At 34.5% G+C, this 18,781-nt stretch carries 17 protein-coding genes, 1 tRNA gene and 1 pseudogene; 10 read left to right on the plus strand and 9 right to left on the minus strand.

Going from position 1 to position 18,781, the window contains the following annotated elements:
• Positions 1-5: 5 nt before the first annotated feature.
• The 5 genes from ACQH3L_RS01065 to rnc all read left to right on the plus strand — a co-directional run bounded on the left by ACQH3L_RS01065 (position 6) and on the right by rnc (position 5,328).
• The gene (locus ACQH3L_RS01065; protein WP_425384866.1) at positions 6-2,312 is read left to right on the plus strand and encodes an AAA family ATPase; all 2,307 of its coding nucleotides are present in this window, start codon (positions 6-8) and stop codon (positions 2,310-2,312) included.
• A gap of 64 nt (positions 2,313-2,376) precedes the next feature.
• Positions 2,377-3,273 carry a class I fructose-bisphosphate aldolase gene (locus ACQH3L_RS01070; protein WP_038228077.1) on the plus strand — a complete coding sequence of 299 codons (897 nt, stop codon included), beginning with the start codon at positions 2,377-2,379 and terminating at the stop codon, positions 3,271-3,273.
• 5 nt (positions 3,274-3,278) lie between these two features.
• A tRNA-Cys gene (locus ACQH3L_RS01075) sits at positions 3,279-3,350 on the plus strand.
• A 121-nt stretch (positions 3,351-3,471) separates the two neighbouring features.
• Positions 3,472-4,539 carry a quinone-dependent dihydroorotate dehydrogenase gene (locus ACQH3L_RS01080; RefSeq protein WP_010082053.1) on the plus strand — a complete coding sequence of 356 codons (1,068 nt, stop codon included), beginning with the start codon at positions 3,472-3,474 and terminating at the stop codon, positions 4,537-4,539.
• A gap of 90 nt (positions 4,540-4,629) precedes the next feature.
• Positions 4,630-5,328 carry a ribonuclease III gene (gene rnc / locus ACQH3L_RS01085; RefSeq protein WP_006279914.1) on the plus strand — a complete coding sequence of 233 codons (699 nt, stop codon included), beginning with the start codon at positions 4,630-4,632 and terminating at the stop codon, positions 5,326-5,328.
• A gap of 338 nt (positions 5,329-5,666) precedes the next feature.
• On the opposite strand, the gene ACQH3L_RS01090 is transcribed toward rnc, so the two are convergent.
• From ACQH3L_RS01090 to ACQH3L_RS01100, 3 genes are all read right to left on the minus strand, one after another.
• Positions 5,667-6,209, minus strand: a complete 543-nt coding sequence (locus tag ACQH3L_RS01090; protein ID WP_006279913.1) for a hypothetical protein — start codon at positions 6,207-6,209, stop codon at positions 5,667-5,669.
• 109 nt (positions 6,210-6,318) lie between these two features.
• Positions 6,319-6,849 (minus strand): phospholipase D family protein, encoded by a 531-nt coding sequence (locus ACQH3L_RS01095; protein ID WP_010963125.1) that lies wholly within the window; start codon positions 6,847-6,849, stop codon positions 6,319-6,321.
• Positions 6,850-7,706: 857 nt separating this feature from the next.
• Complete coding sequence (locus ACQH3L_RS01100; protein WP_425384867.1) at positions 7,707-8,531, minus strand: hypothetical protein; 825 nt, start codon at positions 8,529-8,531, stop codon at positions 7,707-7,709.
• Positions 8,532-8,698: 167 nt separating this feature from the next.
• On the opposite strand from ACQH3L_RS01100, the gene ACQH3L_RS01105 reads away from it, so the two are divergent.
• From ACQH3L_RS01105 to ACQH3L_RS01120, 4 genes and pseudogenes are all read left to right on the plus strand, one after another.
• Entirely contained in the window at positions 8,699-9,337 is a 639-nt protein-coding gene (locus ACQH3L_RS01105; RefSeq protein WP_425384868.1) for an HAD family hydrolase, read from the plus strand.
• Positions 9,337-9,834: pseudogene (locus tag ACQH3L_RS01110) on the plus strand (RDD family protein). Before ACQH3L_RS01105 ends, ACQH3L_RS01110 begins: the two are co-directional and overlap by 1 nt.
• A 59-nt stretch (positions 9,835-9,893) precedes the next feature.
• Positions 9,894-10,370 (plus strand): bacterioferritin, encoded by a 477-nt coding sequence (gene bfr, locus ACQH3L_RS01115; protein WP_010081932.1) that lies wholly within the window; start codon positions 9,894-9,896, stop codon positions 10,368-10,370.
• Between the two features lies 1 nt (position 10,371).
• A complete protein-coding gene (locus ACQH3L_RS01120) occupies positions 10,372-10,989 on the plus strand; it encodes an SURF1 family protein (RefSeq protein ID WP_070357010.1) in 618 nt (205 codons plus the stop codon).
• Between the two features lie 30 nt (positions 10,990-11,019).
• On the opposite strand, the gene ACQH3L_RS01125 is transcribed toward ACQH3L_RS01120, so the two are convergent.
• Both ACQH3L_RS01125 and ACQH3L_RS01130 read right to left on the minus strand, forming a co-directional pair.
• Positions 11,020-12,738, minus strand: a complete 1,719-nt coding sequence (locus ACQH3L_RS01125; RefSeq protein ID WP_265040465.1) for a monovalent cation:proton antiporter-2 (CPA2) family protein — start codon at positions 12,736-12,738, stop codon at positions 11,020-11,022.
• Positions 12,739-12,743: 5 nt separating this feature from the next.
• Positions 12,744-13,316, minus strand: coding sequence for a thioredoxin family protein (locus ACQH3L_RS01130; protein ID WP_425384869.1), 573 nt, complete (start codon positions 13,314-13,316; stop codon positions 12,744-12,746).
• Between the two features lie 108 nt (positions 13,317-13,424).
• Between ACQH3L_RS01130 and tmk the strand changes: the two genes are divergently transcribed.
• Complete coding sequence (tmk, locus tag ACQH3L_RS01135; protein WP_425384870.1) at positions 13,425-14,015, plus strand: dTMP kinase; 591 nt, start codon at positions 13,425-13,427, stop codon at positions 14,013-14,015.
• Here tmk and ACQH3L_RS01140 read toward each other — a convergent pair.
• The 4 genes from ACQH3L_RS01140 to ACQH3L_RS01155 all read right to left on the minus strand — a co-directional run bounded on the left by ACQH3L_RS01140 (position 14,008) and on the right by ACQH3L_RS01155 (position 18,644).
• Positions 14,008-14,676 carry a hypothetical protein gene (locus ACQH3L_RS01140; RefSeq protein ID WP_010081999.1) on the minus strand — a complete coding sequence of 223 codons (669 nt, stop codon included), beginning with the start codon at positions 14,674-14,676 and terminating at the stop codon, positions 14,008-14,010. The two genes, tmk and ACQH3L_RS01140, sit on opposite strands and share 8 nt — an antisense overlap.
• Before the next feature lie 154 nt (positions 14,677-14,830).
• Positions 14,831-16,672 (minus strand): ATP-dependent zinc metalloprotease FtsH, encoded by a 1,842-nt coding sequence (gene ftsH / locus ACQH3L_RS01145; protein ID WP_425384871.1) that lies wholly within the window; start codon positions 16,670-16,672, stop codon positions 14,831-14,833.
• 12 nt (positions 16,673-16,684) lie between these two features.
• Positions 16,685-17,980, minus strand: coding sequence for a tRNA lysidine(34) synthetase TilS (tilS, locus tag ACQH3L_RS01150; RefSeq protein ID WP_208571594.1), 1,296 nt, complete (start codon positions 17,978-17,980; stop codon positions 16,685-16,687).
• Positions 17,981-18,164: 184 nt separating this feature from the next.
• Positions 18,165-18,644, minus strand: coding sequence for an OmpA family protein (locus ACQH3L_RS01155; protein ID WP_425384872.1), 480 nt, complete (start codon positions 18,642-18,644; stop codon positions 18,165-18,167).
• Positions 18,645-18,781: the final 137 nt, after the last annotated feature.

Here is an 18,781-nt window from a genome sequence, read left to right on the forward strand (position 1 = left end):
AGGAGATGATTTCCAAAAACTTAGAGGCAAGTTTGAATAGAGCACTATTCATTGCTTCTAATTTTAATCTTAAATATGCGAAAGTAGAACATTTATTGCTGGCGTTAACTAAAGACGTGGATGTAAATTACGTTTTATCAAGATGTAATATCAGAGCCGATGAAATCATCAGTATGGATAACATTCTATCAAGATGCAATATTAAGGCTAATGATTATAATAATAATATAAAAGGGTTTTTACAAAGCAGTTCTGAATTGATTATCAGTGGAGTTAAACCTAGCTCAATGTTTCAATTCATAATACACAGAGCAATAATACGGGCTCATAGCTTGGGGAAAAAAGAAATAAATGGAGCAAGTGTTCTAGTAGAAATTTTGTCTGGGCAAGATTTATACGTTGAAGATCTATTGCAGAAACAAAGTGCGAAAGATTCCAATTTGATTTACCACATATCTAACATGAAATACTCTAACGATATAGATGAATACACCACTAATCATAAAGTAAAACTTGATAAAAATAATGATGCTCCTACTACAGTAAATAAAGGTGAGCTACTAAAAGATGAGGAAATTCTACAAAGTTATTGTAAAAATTTAAATGACTATGCAAGAAGCAAAAAAATAGATTATGTTATTGGTCGTGATTATGAATTAAATCGCACTATAGAAATATTATTGAGGCGTAGAAAAAACAACCCTTTATATGTTGGAGATCCAGGTGTTGGCAAAACCACAATAGTTGAGGGTTTGGTACTCAAAATTATTGAAAACAGTGTTCCAAGTGCGCTCAGGTCCAGTATAATTTATGCTTTGGATTTAGGGTCACTCCTTGCAGGGACACGCTATAGAGGTGATTTTGAAGAGAGAATAAAATCTATAATAAAAGCGATTGAGGCAAAACCAGGTGCTATCCTTTTTATTGACGAAATACACACTATCATTGGAGCAGGTTCTACAAGTGGTAGCTTTCTTGATGCAGGTAACCTACTCAAACCTGCGCTTGCAAGAGGTACACTGCGTTGTATAGGTGCAACTACATATAGAGAATACAGCAATAGTTTTGAAAAAGATAAAGCATTAGCGAGGAGGTTTCAAAAAATTAATGTTAAGGAATCTTCTGTTAACGAAACGATAAAGATACTAGATGGTATAAAGCACTACTATGAAGGGTATCATGGAGTATATTATACAAAGAATGCCATTAGGTCTGCGGCTGAACTTTCGCATAAGTATATTACTGGGCGAATATTACCTGATAAAGCGGTTGATGTTATTGATGAGGCAGGGGCATATTGTAAATTGCTAAGAAACAGGGGTAAAATTGTAAATAGTAGAGATATTAAGAATACCATTACTAGAATTACAAATGTGCCTTGCGGATCTGAATCTGATGATTTGCAGAAAGTAAAGTCTTTAAAAGCTAATCTAGAGAAGGTGATTTTTGGCCAAGAGCAGGCAATAGAATCTCTTGTTAATTCTATTAAAATTGCTAAATCTGGGTTGAGAAATTACAATAAGCCTTTAGCAAATTATCTTTTTGCAGGGCCAACCGGTGTTGGTAAAACCGAGCTAGCAAAACAATTAGCAGAAAGCATGGGCATGAATCTTATACGCTTTGATATGTCCGAATATATTGAGTCTCATACGATATCAAGGATGATTGGTTCTCCTCCTGGATATGTAGGTTATGATCAGGGTGGATTACTCACAGAGTCTGTATCTAATAATCAATATAGTGTTGTGCTGCTTGATGAAATTGAAAAGGCTCATAGCGATATCTATAATATATTGCTACAAATTATGGATTATGGTTGCGTTACAGACACTTACGGACGTAAAGTTAACTTTTCCAATATAATCTTAATTATGACAACTAATGCAGGAGCAGCTGAACGCAGCAAAAGTTTTGTTGGCTTTGGGCATAAAAAATTTAACACTGGTGATAGTGAAAAAGCGATAGAACAGGTTTTTAGCCCTGAATTTCGTAATCGTCTTGATGCGATTATTTCTTTTTCTGACTTAAATGCGGATATAATTCTGCATATTGTAGATAAATTTATTCAGGAACTGAAAAAGCAGCTGACGCAAAAAGGCATAAACTGCTTGGTAGAAGATGAAGTGAAATCTTATCTTGCACAAACAGGTTATAGTAAAGAAATGGGAGCACGTCCGATAGAGAGACTTATTGAAAAAGAGATAAAAAGTTACTTAGCGGAAGAAATACTGAATCGTAAATTAATAAAAGGAAAGAAATTAAGAATCTATATGAATAAAGTAGAAAATAAAATTGCTTTTGATATAGTTTAAAATCCTTGTATTGAACTTCATCTTTGTTACAATCTATAACTTAAATTCAATTTGAATTATAGTGATAAGTGATAAAGTAAAACAAGTCCTAAGCTACTACGAAAGTGAAAACCCTGGGGTAAAAGCAAATCTTACTCGTATTCTCATGCATGGAAAGCTTGGCGGCACTGGCAAGTTAGTGATTCTGCCAGTAGATCAAGGATTTGAGCATGGTCCAATTAAAAGTTTTGAAGTTAACCCTGATGCTTATGACCCACATTATCATTTTCAGCTTGCGGTTGATTCGGGAGTAAGTGCATATGCTGCTCCACTTGGTATGATTGAAGCTGGTGCTGCAACTTATGCTGGAATGCTCCCACTTATTTTGAAACTTAATAGTTCCAACTCTTTACATTCAAAGGATCTAACCTCTGATCAGGCAATAACCTCTTCTGTGAAAGATGCGCTGCGTTTGGGATGCTTAGCTGTCGGATTTACTATATATCCTGGTTCTGCTAAGTGTTTCGATATGATGGAGGAAGCCCGTGGAATCATAGCTGAAGCCAAATCTTATGGACTTGCAGTAGTGCTATGGTCTTATCCACGCGGTGAAGGGATTTCCAAAGAAGGTGAAACAGCAGTTGATGTTATTGCCTATGCTGCGCACATGGCAGCTTTGCTTGGCGCTAATATAATAAAAGTAAAACTTCCAACTAAATATTTGGAAAGGGAGAAAATAGAAACAGAAAATATTGAATCATTATCTAAAAGAATTGAATATGTTAAAAGGTCTTGTTTTGCAGGGAAAAGAATAGTAGTTTTTTCTGGTGGTGAATCGAAGGAAGTAGATAACATATACAATGAAGCGAAAGAAATTAAGCAGGGTGGCGGTAATGGTTCAATCATTGGACGTAACACTTTTCAACGCAAAAGGGAGGAGGCTTTATCTATGCTAAAAGATATAATGGATATCTACACATAAAAAACGGCTGGGTGGCAGAATGGCTTATGCGGAGGACTGCAAATCCTTTTATACCGGTTCAATTCCGGTCCCGGCCTCTTTCATTCTCTATATCTTGTAAAAGTTAACAGTAGCTTTAAGTGTGTAACCTATAGAGAAAGCTTGTCCATAGTAAAATCAATTTCTTTTCAAGTTATGGTTATACTCTTATAGCGTTTCATGGTAAAAAATAAACTAAAAATAAGCAAAGTGTTTTACAAACGTAATTTACTATTTTTACTACCGCCCGAAGTTGCTCACTCTTTGGCAATTATGGCATTAAAGAAAATGCCTTATAAGAATCCTATAGAGCTACCAGAATCTTTGAGTGTGAATTTTTTTGGTAATAAGCTCAGAAGCCCCGTAGGTCTGGCTGCAGGTTTTGACAAGAATGCAGAAGTTATAAGGCCTATGCTCTCATTTGGTTTTGGGTTTATTGAAACTGGTACTGTAACTCGTAATCCACAATATGGAAACAAAAAGCCAAGAATTTTTCGGTTAATTAAAGATCAAGGGGTAATTAACAGATTGGGATTTAACAATAAAGGAATAGACTATTTTCTTAAACAAATAGGTGAAACCAAGCTTGATGACTGCATTTTTGGCATCAACATAGGAAAAAACAGTACATCAAAGGACCAAATCAGCGATTATGTTGACTTAATAAAGATAGTATATGGAAAGAGCAATTATATAGTGCTGAACATCTCATCCCCAAACACGCCTAATTTACGCAATCTGCACAATAAGCAAGAATTATCGGAATTGTTGAAATCCGTAACTCTAACCCGAAAATCAATTGATAATTCTAAATCCATACCAATAATATTAAAAATCTCACCAGATGTAGATCAGCAAACGAAAGAAAATATCGCTGAGCTTGCGTTGGAATATAAGATTGACGGATTAACAGTAAGCAACACTACGGTAAGTAGAGATAATCTGCATTCTCACCATAATGAGAGTGGTGGGTTGAGTGGCAAACCGCTGTTTAAACTTTCAACCGAGTTATTGGGCGATATGTACAAATTTACTAAGGGCAAAATATTATTGATAGGGTGCGGAGGAATCTCAAGTGGTGCTGATGCATATAAAAAAATAAAGGCAGGAGCTTCTTTGGTGCAGTTGTACACTGCTCTCATATACCACGGACCTCAAGTTGTAAACAAAATTAATCTAGAACTTGCAGAACTAATAAGGAGAGATGGATTTAGTAACATTAATGAGGTGGTGGGGTGTATACATTAATTTTGAAAGTTGGTGGTATTATTTTAATAAAATAAAACTAATTCTCTGGTATAAAGGTGGTAGAAAGTGCTTTTCTTTTAAATAATGGGTATGAAGAGTTTGAATGATGCAATATCTAAGATCATTGATTATAAATTTACAAATTATGCAATATTAGAAGAGGCACTAACTCACCCAAGCGTAAATAAAAGGAATAGCAAAAACCAGATTGTAAGCTACGAAAGACTAGAGTTTTTGGGCGATAGTGTTTTGAATATGGTTGTATCTGCCACACTGTTTAAACTATTTCCTGAAGAAAAAGAAGGAGCATTGGCAAAAAGAAAGACGGATTTAGTTTGTGGCAACACCATTGCTAATGTTGCTAAAGAAATAAAATTAGGCAGCTTTATCATCATGAATAATAGTGAACGCTGCAATGGAGGGAGATGTAACTTAAAAAATTTAGAAAACTCGCTTGAAGCACTAATAGGTGCAATTTATATTGATGGCGGGCTTGAAAATGTTGAAAAATTTATTATCCAATATTGGGAAAAGCTAGCTAAAGGCATGCTTGACCCCCCTCAAGATCCTAAAACCTCACTGCAAGAGTGGACTCAGAAAAACAAATTGCCTTTACCAGAGTATGAGCTTGTAAAACAAACTGGACCAGCGCACAATCCTGAATTTACTATATCAGTTTGCATAGAAGATTATGGTAAAGTTTCTGCATGCGCTTCTAGTAAAAAGATTGCTGAACAAAAAGCTGCTGAGTTGATGCTAGAAAAAATTGGAAAAGACGCTTCAGTTTAGGCAAAATAGGCATTAATGTAAATTTTAAGGAAGCTAATAGCGTTTAGGGTAAATGGTCAATTTAAGGAGAAGCATAGTATTATTCATAAAAAAGTTGATTTACCAAAAATCAAGCCTTATGTAGTGGAATATCAATGGCTGTTGTCGGAGATGCGGAAAAAAAGAAGTAGCAAGTTACCAAAAGGTGTTATGCCAGATACATTTGGTCCAAGAGTTGTTTTGTGAAGTTGACAGAGTCAATGAGAATGAAAGTTTTAAAAAATAGCATATTTTTTAATTATAAAAATTTGATATTAACTGTTGTTGGTTGATTGAGTAAAAACCAGTGAATGGTCACGTTAAAACATATTTTTAAATTTCTGCCAAAATCCTGGTTTATTATCATTAACCTTTGTAAATGTTATATTTAAACTGTATTTCGGATCATTTGGCACGTCGTATTTTATGCTAAATGTTGAAACTTTATCGTTATTGTAAATATGTACATCATCATATGATAGCTTTGTTGTGTAACACTTTACATACTTTTGCTTATCATGCACTAAATCACCTGACTCCCTTTCTAGTTCCACAAATTTCGTTTTTTTCTGACATTCCTTCATTTTTATTAAATCCTTATCTAGTGATATTGAAACTGGCAACGTATTTCCAGCATATTCTTTAGCTAAAAGTTCACTTTGAGGATACATTTTTATTTCCCTGCCAAAATGTGAGTCTATGAAATTATTACTCCAAAATTTATCGCCAGAATGCACGTACTCATCAGTAGCATACGGCACCCCACCATAATTGCATTGAACTTTGTAATCTCCAACACCGTTGTTTTGAAAAAAATCATGAATAGCAGTGTAGCTACCGGCAGCATCATTTATATAATCCATTACTTTATTCCTTAAATTTTTAGTTCATTATATCATAATCATTATGCCAATCAATCAAAAAAGCTCTCCCTTGCTGTTTTTAAAACTGATTTTGAGCAAGCGCTCTCGATTAGTTGGGAGCGTATTTGTAAGATTGTGACATTCGTGCCTCCCAGTTTTTCACATACTGCTGAATCAATTCAGGATAATCTGTAATAATTAATAAATTTTCAGCATTTCCTTTTTTAGCTGTCTTACTAAGGTTAAATGACCCTGTGATGACTTTTTGATTGTCAGCAATCATTATCTTATTATGAGCAATCTTTGGCTTATCATCGATCCAAATTGGTACTCCACCTGAAAATAATTCATTTATAACACTATATTTTGAGTAGAGTTGCGATTTATCTAAGATGACTTTAACATCAACACCGCGTTCTTTAGCATTAATCAAAGATTTTGCAACTGTTCCAAGAGTAAATGTATATTCTTGAACTAAGATAGATTTTTTAGACTGATCTATTACGTTGATTATCGGTACAGCACAATCTTCTCCAGGTGAAAAGCAAACCGTAGCTTTTGGGCAGGGCGAAAATATAAAACCCGCATAGTAATACAGAGAAAAACACATTAACAAGAATAAAAAGTGAAAAAGCCTCACAACAACCCACCCCCGGATATACGGCGATAGGCTACATTATAATTTAATCACCTGTCAATAGACTTCTTGCATAGTTTTTGGCAACAACCGTTAGAAACGAAAAAACTTACTTGACAAACTCCGCCAGCCCCCTTATCATGAAACTGAAGGTATTCAGTTATCTTCATCTGTGCAGATTAAACAGCAAGAAAACAACGTAGTTGGCGTCTTATTTTTAATTTTTTGCACTATGTGCACCTTATGTCTTCACAATATTTCTAGGTTTTTACCTACACAAGCTGAAACGCGCTTATAAGTCGTTTAAGACAGTATAGTACGCCAATTTGCAGGATTAGGGAGTGACAACTAGCTAACACGGGGTTTCTTTTGCCTTTTTTTCTGCTTAGTAAATTTCTTAAACATTTAAACTAAGGTGAGTTGCATTTAAAAGCAGCTAAATTGCAGTGTTTAAGACTTAAAAAACACCAATGTTCTAAAATAGATATTAGCTGGGGCTTCTTTTGCCTTTTTTTTCGCTTGGTAAATTTCTTAATGTTTATAGCTAACATGAAGCTAAGTACGAACTTTGTTAAATACAACAAATGGTGTCATCCCAGTGCTCCTTTTTTTGTCATCCGAGTAGCTGACACTGGGATCTATTTTGCATGTAACTCCAATTGTGTTTTGGCATAAAACGCGACGCGTATTAGACTTATTTGCAAGCAAAGCTTGCTAGATCCAAGTAGTCAGGGCACTGGGATGACATCATAGGGACACTGGGATGACACCCTGACAATCGTCATCCCGCTACTTGTTAGCGGATGAGATACCGCGGCGGTATGACGGTTTGTGGCGGTATAATGAAGCTTGAAAGCGGATCACCTTTCACGACCCGTGTTTACTTCATTCACTTTAGGAGTATTAACAGGCGTTATTGCCGGGTTTTCAAGCTTTGTTGCCTGCTTCAAACCCTCGCTTACACTTTTGTCCTTTAAAATTTCATCAAGCTGCTTACTCTTTTGTTGCTCTTCGTTATTTGACGTATCTCTTTGAGCATCTTCTTTCATGCCACGAGCATTCTCTACATCCTTTTCACCTTCACCTAAAAATTTTTCTAATATTTTCTTAACAAAGCGCTTCAGAAGACTCAAAAACCCTTCTTCTTTTTGATTTTCTTGTGGTTGAGGCGTGTTATCTTTTTTGTCCGGCTCAGTGTTGAGCTTCTCTTTTACAGAACTCTTGCTTACTGAGGGATTAACGGTTTGTGAATCGTGCTCTGATGCTGTTTGCACAGAAGCTTCAGTAGTCTTTTTTTGTGTATTATGTTCAAGGTCTTTAACTGCTGTTGTAGTTTTTCTCGGAGTGTCTTGGAGTTTTTTGTCACTTTTTGGCTCTGCAACTTTTTCACTTGTGAAGATGCCCTTCCCTTTATATTGTTGGTCAAGCTCAGCAATTCTTTCAAAATCTTGACGTACTTTTTCATCTGCACGTCCTTTTTGACTTTCAAATTTCTGACTCAATTCTGCAACGTTTTTCATTTTGTTCTCAAGCTCCTTACTTTTCACAGCTTTTAGAGCCTCTGTTCCTTTTGCGATATAATCAACCTTCTTTTCTAATGAGGTACCTTCTGGAAAAGCACCTGGAGAACGTTCAAAAACATCTTTAAACTTTTTTTCAACACTTTCTTTAGATGTCTGGGCCATACCTGTTACCTATTAAAACATATCATATAATCAGTATATTAGCTAATTATATAAAAAACAGTTAACATAACTTGTGGTAAAAAGTGTTTATCAAGGGCGTCCTATTTATATCTTTTTCATTAAAATGCTATTTACTTATTAAGTTAAAATGTATAATTATATAAGAGATGAAAGATAGCTCATTAGCAGTAGTATTCGATTGGGATAATACCTTAGTTGACACTCAAGATAATATTTTTAATGCTATTAAGCATACCATAAACTCAATGGGGTATAGTAATAAAGCTGCTGATAGAAATTCCCATGAGTCGAGAAAGAGCTATATGGTCAATTTATTTGGCGATCAGTGGAAAAAAGCGAATCAGATATATCAACAATATTTAGATGATGCACTATTGCAAAACATTGCTTTGAATCAAGGAGTAGAGAAAATGTTGCAGACACTGAAAAGCCACAATATTTATCTAGCAATAGTAAGTAATAAGAAAAATACTAATTTACGTAAAGAAGTTGCCTATTTTAAACTAGATTCCTACTTTGAAAGAGTGGTTGGGTCATGCGATACTGCAGAAGATAAACCATCTGCAACCCCACTGCTATTTGCACTAGAAGAGAGTACGTTGCCTATAAATAGAGAAAATGTGTTTTTCGTTGGTGATAGCATCACAGATGTTCTGTGTGCACAAAATGCCAATTGTTTACCTATTATATACGGTCAATCAATAAGCGGTTATGAAGATTTGTTATGTTTTCAACATTTTGATAAACTTACGGATTTTATAGTAAAGTATTTAGAAGATAGGTAATGACCACTGTTACAGAGATTGCCAGTATAATAAGACGCTTTTGCGCATATTTGATAGATAGAGCAATTTTATTAATTCCAAACTTATTAATCAGACTATTGTTAAAGAATTTTCCGTTAATTTCATCTATGTGTATAGATTGCAGTTACTTCACATATTTTATATCTTCAAAAGCCCAAGCAACTCCTGGTCAGCAATTAATGAACATACATACCATAAGCTTGGACGGTTCTAAAATAGATTTGAGTTTAGCATTTGATAGAAGCATTTCTCAGTTTTTTCTTTCTCTATTATATAACATAATAGTTATCCTCATCGAGCTTTTCCAAGAATAGGACGTGTTAATAAACGCTTTCGATATATTAATAGTGCTACTCACTATATTAACGGTGCTGCTCACTCTTTGCTGGTATCTAGTTGCTTGCTTCTCTAAGAAAAAACAGACATACCACGACATGCTATTTAATACGGTTGTTATCAAAGGAAATATTAAATGAGTTGCTATAACTATCGTTATCATATAAATTATGCTGATGAATTGAACTAAGGGAAGATTATGAATGAAGAGATAGTAAAACATTTGAACAAATTATTGACCAATGAGCTAACTTCTGTACGCCAGTATCTTTTGCATTTTGCGATTCTCAAAAACAATGGAATTAATAGATTTGCAGAAAAGGTAAAAAATGAGCTTAACGAAGAACTTGAACATGCAAACAAGTTGGCAGAAAGAATTTTGTTATTCAAAGGAGTTCCAAATTTTCAGGATACAAACGAAATATCAAAGCATGATGGAAAGTTTACAAAAGACACAATACGGAAAATCTTAGAAGCTAATTTGAAATTAGAGGGAAAAGGTATTAAGGATATCAAAGAAACGATTTCTATCGCTGAGAAAGAAAAAGATTTTGTTAGTGTAATGTTATTAGAAGAGATGTTAAAAAATGAAGAAGAGCACTTCCATTGGATTGAAAAACAGATTGACCTTATTGAACTAATGGGTGTTGAAAACTATTTAAGAACACAAATATAGAGTGTTAAAAAAAATAGTATTTATTTTAATTGTACCTTGCTTGCTCCTTTTTTTATTAGGATTATGGCAAGTATTCAGATTGAACTGGAAGAATAATATTATCAAAAATATGAGTCTTCCTGTTGTTCATCTGTTGCCCAATAACGACCTTGAAAAATTTAACTATAGGCATGTCAAGATTGATGGGATTCTAAGTGACATAGAACTATATGTTTTTGCAGGGCAACACGGCTATCACGTGCTGTCTCCTATGTTGCTCACCACTGGACGTTACATGTTGGTGAATAAAGGAATAGTCGGAGAAAAAAAGGAGAAAAAAGTAAAAATTGAAAAAGTAGTTGCAGATGGAATTTTATATTGCGATAGCAATAAAAGTAAAAATTGGTTTATCAAGAACGATACTGCTTCGAATACATGGTTTACCCTGAGTACAGAAGAAATTTCCAATGAGTTAGGTATTAAGCTAGAGAAGTGTGTATTGTGGCCGAACAATTTTGGCAGCAAAGTAGCTATACAGCCAATGAAGCATTTGGAATATGCAATCACTTGGTTTGCACTTTCCTTAATTTGGTTGATTATGTGCGTAATTTACTATAGGCAAAACCTCAATAAAGCTTGAAGCTTTCTGTACATAAAATTAGAGAAGTAGTTATTCATCTTTATCACTACCAAGGTCTTTTAACATACTGTAATTGCCTTTTCTGAATCTACTTTTTAAAGACGTAACTCCACTTTCGCTAATACCACTAAGGCTCAGTGCAGCTCCACCTAGCTGCAATCCTATCTCAGATGTTTCAGGAATAATTTTACTAGCTCCTAGATCTCTATAAACCTCCACATTACTCAGATCTGGTAAGCGTATTACAATATTTACATGCGGAAAATTTGCTGCAACTAAAGAAACAACTTTTTTTATAGTAACTTCATTCTTTATTGAAATAACGAGAGCTTGAGCTCTTTCTATTCCTACCGATTTTAAAATTTCACATCTTGTAACATCTCCAAGATATATAGGAAAACTATCACTTTTTCCTTCTTTGACTATTTTCGATTGAATATCTACAATAACGTAACTTAAATGCTCTGCCGTAAGCATTTTTGTTACCATATATCCCACTCTACCAAATCCAGCAACTATCACATGGTTATAAAGATCTTGTGTATCTGTTTCAACAGCTTCATCATCTAATATTGTTTTCTCAGTGCTAAATGAGTTTGCTATCCAATCTCCAAGCCCCGATAAAAGAGGAGTGAAAGCCATGGTTACTGTAGTTACCATCATAAGTACTTGAGCGATTTCACTTGGTAGCACATTTAGCTCATCTGCTAAGCGAAACAAAATAAACGCAAATTCACCGCCTTGTGAAAGCAGTAACCCAGCTTGTATAGCAGGTGCACTCTTAAACCCAAAAAATCTACACAATATATATATAATAGATGTTTTTAAAACGATAAGGATAATCGATAATAAAGTAATTAGTGGTAACTTATTGAGTAAAAGTTCGGTATTGATGGACATACCAACAGTCATGAAAAATAAGCCAAGAAACAAATCTTTAAATGGCAATACTGCGTGTTCTACTGAGTGTCTATATTCTGTTTCTGCAACTAACAATCCAGCAACAAATGCACCTAATGCTAACGATAAATGGAATTGCTCAGTAATAAATGCTGCTCCTAATACTATTAAAAGCGTTGTTGATATAAAGATCTCATTACTTTCCATTTTAGCAATAACCGAAAATAAAGGTCTAAGCAATAATCTACCAGTTATAAATATCAGCACTAATGCAATAGCTGCTTGCACCAATGAACCTGCCAATGAGCTTATCAGGCTGTGCTCAGAATTGCCAGTAAGTAAAGGTACCAATACTATTAATGGTACCACTGCAAAATCTTGCATTAATAGCACTGCTATCGACAACCTACCAACCTGACTTGCTTGAGAACCTTTTTCTTGCAGAACCTGCAACACTATTGCTGTTGAGGATAGCGCAAGCCCACCACCAATAACTGTTGCTATATTCGTATTCACTCCGAAAGCAAGAGCGATGCACCATATTGCTACCATGGTAACTATAACTTGAAGAGAACCGAACCCAAATACATGAATACGCATAGCGATCAGGCGTTCAAATGTCAATTCAAGGCCTATAATGAATAATAGAAAAACTACACCAAATTCTGCAAGATTATCCATTGCTTCAGCTGAGTGTATCAGATTAAATCCGTGAGAACCAATAACTGCACCTGCAACGAAGTAACCAAGCACTGGACTAATATTCATTTTCCAAAATGCTATGACTATAAACACAGCAGCAGAAAGCAAAATTATAATATCAAACAAATGCTGAGAGCCACTGTGCATGATATTTAACCTGTAAAATTAGACCATTTAATTGAGCAGCCAATACTTGATTTTTGGTCAATTGGAGAATTACCAGTTTCTGCAATAAATTTCATAGCTTGAAATAAGTCACTACTTCCTACTTCATAGCTTTGAACCTTTTCTTTTTTTGTGTCGTTAAAACGTCCACGATAGCAAAGGTTTAAATTGGAATTAAAGCCGAAAAAGTCAGGAGTGCAAACAGCCCCGTATTCTTTAGCTATTTTCTGTGTACTATCAATTAAATATGGAAATATAAACTTATTTTCCTTGGCAAAATTAATCATATTTTCAAAGGAATCTTCTGGATATTCATTTACATCATTTGGCATTATTGCAATGGTGTTTACCTGATAATCTTTTTTCAATTGATCAACATCGCTTACCAGATTGCTAATAATTGACTGAACGTAAGGACAGTGATTGCATATAAACATTATAATAAGACCATTTTTTCCACAACAGTCATTTAATGCATAATATTTATTGTCTACTCCCAAAAGATTAAAATCTTTTGCAGTAAAACTAAAATCGACTTTAGGAGTATTCAGAGCAACCATAGACTATTATTATACCACATGTAATTTACGGTCTTATTATTTAAATGTCAAACGGTTTCTATGTATACTGTTTGCATATTCTTTTTTAGTATTATAATTATAAAACTTATGTTCATAACTTTCGAAGGAATAGACGGCTCTGGTAAAACAACACAATCTAAGCTACTTGCAAATCATTTTAAGCAAATTCGCGGCGAAAATAATGTGGTATTGACTCGAGAACCAGGTGGCACTAACTTTGCAGAGAAGGTAAGAGGAGTATTGTTAACGAATAATATTGATTCTATTTCTGAACTCTTGCTACTTATCTCGATGAGGCGCGAACATATGAAAAAATTAATATTACCAGCTCTTGCAGAAGGAAAAATAATGATTTGTGATCGGTTTATTGATTCAACTATTGCATATCAAGGATATGGGTTTGGAGTTGACTTAGGGCTAATAAGGGACTTACATAAGCTAGTGGAAATTAAATATCCAGATATTACATTCATTCTAGATATTGATGTTAAAGTTGGGTTAAATAGAGCAAAAGACAAGAATAAATATGAAGAAATGGATGTTAATTTTTACAATAAGGTCAGAAAAGGATTTCAGGAAATAGCCATAAAAGAGCCCGTTAGGTGCAGTGTTATCACTGGAATTGAAACAAAAAATGATAATCACGTACACAATGAAATTATTGATAAAATCACCTAGCTTGTGATAGAAAATTATCAATTTCAGGTAACATTATTTCATATGAATAACTTTTTGTTTGAGTAGCTAAAAAATCCTGTATTTTGTCTGGATCTTCTTCACTTATCATCTTATATGCCCTTGCGAGGTTCATTAATTCACTTCTATTTTTTTTATTGCTTACTTCAGTAATAGTAAAAAATTGATCAAAATGGTCTAAGAGGTCTTTATTTTTTATTGAAGACACAATATCGTCAATTTCTTTCACATATAATGCAAGTTTGTGTGCTTTACTACGATCTTCAAAACAAAGATTAACAAGCACGTTACGAAACCTATCTTTCGTAGTACTTCTTACTTCTGCTAATAAGGACTTAATATTTTCTTGGCAATGCACTCTCTTTACCGATTCAGCCGGTTCAACCATACCAAGAACATTCTTTACCAAAGATTTTTCTTCACAACTAAATATGAACATGTAATAACCCATCGATAAAGTGAAGAGCAAGAACATAGCCGGAAGTAAAAACGGAGCTAATACATTTTGTGACGCAGGGAAAATAAACCAGGTAACAGTTGCTATTGACACAGTTACAAATAATCCTGATAAACATAATTGTGCTTTTCTTCTATAATTCTGATCAATAACTGTACTTACACCAATAGAAGCTATATCAATCATTACTCACACCTCATTAAACATTAATACTAACTGAATGATAGCATTATTGTGATGAAAATGCAATATTATGAATATTTTAATGCAATTTATATTGACAGTTACAATTCTGAATGTTTTATTGCAGCGTTAGCTGATTAGCATTTTTAAGATGAGGTCAACTCTCATAGAGAGAGGATTTTTTTACTTTCTCATTCTTCTCATTTTCTTCTCTAACAATTTTTTTTCCGTTTAGTATATCCTTTATTTCATCTCCTGTTAAAGTTTCAAACTCCAGTAGATTTTCAGCAATAAGCTCTAAGCCTTTCTTATGCTTGGTCAAAATGTCTTTTGCTTTTTCATAGCAAGAAGATATGATTTTTTTCACTTCTTCATCTATGAGCTTTAGCGTATCTTCAGATGTCATATGAGGATGTTGTGGATCTTGCTGCTCACGATTGTGATACACTAGCCCTATCTCATCATTCATTCCACATTTTTTTACCATAGCACGTGCTATGTTAGATGCTTGTCGTATATCAGAAGACGCGCCACTTGTAACTTTATCGTAGCCAAAAATTAACTCTTCTGCTGCCCTGCCACCCATGGCAACAGTTATATCTGCTATCAGCTTTTCTCTTGTGTGGGACACTCTATCTGTTTCCGGTAGTCTCATAACTAAACCTAAGGCCATACCTCTTGGAATGATTGTTGCCTTGTGTATAGGATCAGAAGCAGGCATATTAACCGCAATTATCGCATGACCAGCTTCATGGTATGCAGTCAGTCTCTTTTCCTCTTCTGTCATAATTAGGGATCGTCTTTCTACGCCCATCATTACTTTATCACGTGCATATTCAAAATCATCCATGGTAACAATTTTCTTGTTTCTTCTTGCAGCGATAAGTGCAGATTCATTCACCAAATTTGCTAGATCAGCCCCTGAAAAACCTGGTGTTCCTCTTGCAACTGTTTTCACGTTTACATCTGGTGCTATTGATATTTTCTTTATATGAGTATTTAATATCTTTTCACGCCCATTTATATCGGGTAAAGAAATAGTAATCTGTCGGTCAAAACGACCAGGTCTAAGCAGTGCTGGATCTAAGACATCCGGACGGTTAGTCGCAGCAATTATTATTACACCTTCATTAGACTCAAAGCCATCCATCTCAACTAATAACTGATTTAATGTTTGTTCTCTTTCATCATTGCCGCCACCAAGACCAATGCCACGATGTCTACCCACCGCATCTATCTCATCTATAAAAATTATACAAGGAGCATTTTTCTTGCCTTGATCAAACATATCACGAACACGGCTCGCACCAACACCAACAAACATTTCAACAAAATCAGATCCAGAAATGCTAAAGAATGGCACATTAGCTTCTCCTGCAATTGCACGAGCAAGTAAAGTTTTACCAGTTCCAGGAGAGCCAATTAAAAGGCACCCTTTTGGTATTTTTCCACCTAATATTTGAAATTTTTGCCTTTGTTTAAGGAAATCAACGATCTCTACTAGCTCTTCTTTTGCTTCATCAATTCCAGCAACATCATCAAATGTTACTTTTTTTCCACTAGTCATGAGTCTAGCCCTTGACTTGCCAAATCTTATAGTGCTGTTGCCTCCCGCTTGTGTTTGTTTAAGAAAGAATAGCAAAAAGCCAATAAAGATAAATGTTGGGATCCATGAGATAAGTAATCCACCAATTACGTTCATGGCAGAATCTCCAGTTGAAAAGGAGAATCTCACTTTTCTATCATGTAAATTTTTTATTAGGTCGCTATATATGACACCGCTTGAATTGAAACTTGAACCGTCCCTGAACTTGCCTTCAATGCTCTGGTTTTTTATGACAATATTTTCTACATCATTGTCTTCTAGTCTAGTTAAAAATTCCGAAAAAGGTATAATTGTTTTACTTTTACCTACATTTCCGCTGAATTGAATATAAGCAACTGAAATAAGAACAATAATTACTAACCAGATCAATAAGCCTTCTAAAAATTTTTTCATTTCTATTTCTAACTAAATACTAATCAAGCTTACCAAATTTTGTTTTATCGTGCTATTAATAATGCATTGAACCTTATCGTCATTGGTATTTTTTCCGTTATAATTTACATCAGGATAAGCAAGCACCTTGCTATCTTTTTGTACTGTAGGCAAAGAGTAGAAAACTTCAGGGCAGCAGTTGTAATCCTTCAGAAATTCAGGAACTTTTTGTGTTTTTTTTAATGGAGCGATGATAACTGAACACCCTTGATTTCCGAGTATTGTGCAGCTAAATCTGTTATCCCATTGGGTAGGTTCATTTAAAGGTAGGTTTACGGTAATTTCTTGTATCCTTGACGATTCTCTAATTATTAAGATATTTTCTCCATACTTTCTTATTTTACACCCAGAAAGTGTACAGTTAACATTACTATCCTTTTGCAATATTCTATTAAATATTGCAATGAGGCTGCTGTACCTTGGTTTATAATGTTTACTGGCAATTGCCATTATAGAGTAAAGAAGAAGCCTCAAGGCTATTTCCTCTGGCAATTGATAAAATTCACTTAGTTTAATTTCAATATAACCAAGATCATGCACATTAACGCAGTCATTAAACGCAAGGCGTGTGTAGTGCATCAACGCTTTTGCAGCTCTTTTCATATGAAGGGCTGTGAGGCATATTCGCTCTGTTAAAATCTCTTGATTATCACTTGCTTTAAGTAAGTTACGGTATAAAGTTCGTCTGTATTTTAAGTCATGATTGCTTCTATCTTCGATCCATTTTAACCGATGAAGCTTAGCGTACTTTTCTATTTCACTACGACTAAAATTTAACAATGGCCTAAATATATAAATACCATTTAGGAAAGACTTGTAGTCCATTGATGATAATCCATCTACGCCACTACCTCGCTCTAATCTTAACAAGAACGTTTCTGCTTGATCATCTTTGTGATGAGCAACAAGTAAATATTTAACATTATTATTTTTACACCACTCTGCTAGTAACTTATACCGTGCTTTTCGTGCCTGTAACTGAATATTGCCTTTAATATTTTGCTTCTCCCAATTTAATATGAACGATTCCTTTGCTCCAAGTTCCTTTGCATAACTTACAACAAAATCAGCTTCTTTTTGAGACTCTGGACGTAATCCATGATTTACTGTTAATGCTATAGGAAGTGAAAGCTTGTTTTTTTTTGCCCAGTTAGTCATTAAGTGCAGTAAGACTATACTATCTACACCACCTGATACTGCAACTGCAACTTGATTGTTATAGAAAGCAAAACTATTAACCACATTTTGAAATAATAACTCTAATTCCATTATGTCTCTTGATGGCCAGACAGGTCAGATCTCTTACGTCATACCGCGACTTATTTGTGGTATATATAGATCCCGCTAACAAGCAACGAAATATGACAAGTTTGTCCTTTTTTGTCTACCCCAGTGCCCTTTCTTTATGTCATCCCAGTGTTTGACACTGGGATCCAGGTTTTAATGCAAGAAACTATTTCTTTATTCCAGAAAATGAAAATTCCACTCTACGATTTTTAGCATGCTCTTTTTCATATTTAGAATTTCTAGAATCATCTTTTACATTAACCAAAGGCTCAGTTTCACCTTTAGAAGCAGTTTTTATTCTGTTTTCTATGTAGGGTGTACAACTAACCATAAATTTTTTAGCTGCATCAGCCCTTCTAGCGCCTAGCGCAAGATTATATTCATGAGAACCACGGTTGTCAGTGTGACCAGTTAAAGTAACCTTCGCGTCAGGGTTATCTTGTAACACCTCAATTACGTCAAGTAATGCATCTGCACTTACTTCAGCAATACTAGATTCATCATAACCAAAGAAAACTCTTTTATCACCTATCTGCTTAACAACAGAATTTATTTTATTTGTTGTATTTGCTCCTTTTTTTGGGCAAGAACTTACACCAGTAAGTAATAAACAAAAACAGCACATTATAACCAGTCTACTCCACATTACTAAACCTCCATAAATTTTAAATAGTGCGTAACTTTAATTTCAGTAGCTAATATCTCTCCATATTGTAATATAGTCAAGAGAAATAAAATACTAAATACTTTTTCTACAACCTTACAATTAATTTTCCTATAATA

The organism is Wolbachia endosymbiont (group A) of Sturmia bella, assembly GCF_964030905.1.
GTDB classification, from domain to species: domain Bacteria; phylum Pseudomonadota; class Alphaproteobacteria; order Rickettsiales; family Anaplasmataceae; genus Wolbachia; species Wolbachia pipientis.

Excerpts from the sequence above, each read along its gene's own strand:
- ACQH3L_RS01065 (WP_425384866.1), top strand. The coding sequence starts at position 6 with ATGATTTCCAAAAACTTAGAGGCAAGTTTGAATAGAGCACTATTCATT.
- ACQH3L_RS01080 (WP_010082053.1), top strand. The coding sequence starts at position 3,472 with ATGGTAAAAAATAAACTAAAAATAAGCAAAGTGTTTTACAAACGTAAT.
- rnc (WP_006279914.1), top strand. The coding sequence starts at position 4,630 with ATGAAGAGTTTGAATGATGCAATATCTAAGATCATTGATTATAAATTT.
- ACQH3L_RS01090 (WP_006279913.1), bottom strand. The coding sequence starts at position 6,209 with ATGGATTATATAAATGATGCTGCCGGTAGCTACACTGCTATTCATGAT.
- ACQH3L_RS01100 (WP_425384867.1), bottom strand. The coding sequence starts at position 8,531 with ATGGCCCAGACATCTAAAGAAAGTGTTGAAAAAAAGTTTAAAGATGTT.
- ACQH3L_RS01105 (WP_425384868.1), top strand. The coding sequence starts at position 8,699 with ATGAAAGATAGCTCATTAGCAGTAGTATTCGATTGGGATAATACCTTA.
- bfr (WP_010081932.1), top strand. The coding sequence starts at position 9,894 with ATGAATGAAGAGATAGTAAAACATTTGAACAAATTATTGACCAATGAG.
- ACQH3L_RS01125 (WP_265040465.1), bottom strand. The coding sequence starts at position 12,738 with ATGCACAGTGGCTCTCAGCATTTGTTTGATATTATAATTTTGCTTTCT.
- ACQH3L_RS01130 (WP_425384869.1), bottom strand. The coding sequence starts at position 13,316 with ATGGTTGCTCTGAATACTCCTAAAGTCGATTTTAGTTTTACTGCAAAA.
- tmk (WP_425384870.1), top strand. The coding sequence starts at position 13,425 with ATGTTCATAACTTTCGAAGGAATAGACGGCTCTGGTAAAACAACACAA.
- ACQH3L_RS01140 (WP_010081999.1), bottom strand. The coding sequence starts at position 14,676 with ATGATTGATATAGCTTCTATTGGTGTAAGTACAGTTATTGATCAGAAT.
- ftsH (WP_425384871.1), bottom strand. The coding sequence starts at position 16,672 with ATGAAAAAATTTTTAGAAGGCTTATTGATCTGGTTAGTAATTATTGTT.
- tilS (WP_208571594.1), bottom strand. The coding sequence starts at position 17,980 with ATGGAATTAGAGTTATTATTTCAAAATGTGGTTAATAGTTTTGCTTTC.
- ACQH3L_RS01155 (WP_425384872.1), bottom strand. The coding sequence starts at position 18,644 with ATGTGGAGTAGACTGGTTATAATGTGCTGTTTTTGTTTATTACTTACT.